3 protein-coding genes are annotated in these 1,158 nt (G+C 59.7%); all 3 read right to left on the bottom strand.

What is annotated here, in order from left to right:
• Positions 1-194: 194 nt before the first annotated feature.
• Complete coding sequence (locus AC07FD_RS10725) at positions 195-494, bottom strand: cold-shock protein (protein WP_280952824.1); 300 nt, start codon at positions 492-494, stop codon at positions 195-197.
• Entirely contained in the window at positions 443-751 is a 309-nt protein-coding gene (locus tag AC07FD_RS10720) for a hypothetical protein (RefSeq protein WP_095088717.1), read from the bottom strand. The genes AC07FD_RS10725 and AC07FD_RS10720 overlap by 52 nt, the downstream gene beginning before the upstream one ends.
• A gap of 88 nt (positions 752-839) precedes the next feature.
• The coding region (locus AC07FD_RS10715; RefSeq protein WP_478349819.1) for a Ulp1 family isopeptidase at positions 840-1,158 on the bottom strand (319 nt) is incomplete at its 5' end.

Genomic DNA, 1,158 nt, shown 5'->3' with positions numbered 1-1,158 from the left:
ATGTTGAATCAGAACCGCGATGATTTGGGAATCCTACGACTCCTATAAAGCTCATCCCGCTCTAGCTAGCGCCTGGGGCAGATGGAACCATCGGGCTTGTTGCCAGGCAGGCTTGTCGTCACCTTCACATTTGCGATACGAAATTGTGCATTGCAATATCGGCGGCCCGTGGGTATCATCTTGCTGTCGGCCATCTACTCCTCCCAGATGGATGCCGATACTGAATGCGGTGCACCTCCTCCCGCGCCGTATTCGAAAATCGAGCCCGCTGCCACCTCCTCCCGGCAGCGGGCTTTTCTTTTGTATGAAGGTAGTTTCGGCCAAGGCCGATCTATCGCCGCCTGGACCAGGCGAATGCTCCGAACCTCCAGGCCGTTCTTGCCTTGCCCGTATTGGAAAGACACTTTCTGCCCCTCCATCAGCACGCTTAGCCCTGAGCGGATCAGCGCAGTAGCGCGAACGAAGGCGTCCTTTTCACCGTTCTCGGGAGCAATGAAGCCGAAGCCCTTTTCGGGAATAAACCACTTGACCGCTCCGCTCCATAGGTGAGATCGAGGCCAGCTTGCAGGGCGCCAAAGGCGATCTCAGCGTGGTTGTCCGCTTCGATGGTGATAGTGGCGGGATCGACAAGGTCGTTGCCGAGACCATCGTCTGCGACAGGTTCGAGGGCAGGGTGAAGTGTATCCGAAAGCCGCCCGTTCTTCCCCCTTAAAGGCGTTTGCGACAGATCCAGCCGATCTGCGTCGGTCACGTCCTGGTACCGCGGCGGCTATTCTTGTCCGATTCTCTGCCGGCGAGAGCCGCTCCAAACAACTTGATCAGCCCAATCATCGAGTTCGCTAAGGGCCAGCAGACTGGTCTCGCGGAGGCGGCTGAGCCATGAGCCGCTCCTGAAGTGCCCGCCGATCGGCGACGAGATTGTCGAGGTGCAGCGACTCGCGGCGTGGCCGCGGTTCTTGGGCCAACCGTCGAGCCAGCTCCCGCGTGGCATCCAGCACAAAGACGCCGCAATCAAAACTGTTCCGCTGCCGGGCCATGCCCATTGGTTGCAGGCTGCTGGCGCCCAGCCGTTCTGCGAGCTCTGTTGCAATGGTGTGGTGGAGCGGGCGGAGGGAGTCGTAGTGATAGGCGACCGGCCTTTCCTGATTGCGGCGATCA

It is taken from the genome of Mesorhizobium waitakense, from assembly GCF_056431085.1.
Note: the sequence above shows the minus strand (reverse complement) of the source record. Positions and strands in the feature narration are given on the sequence as shown.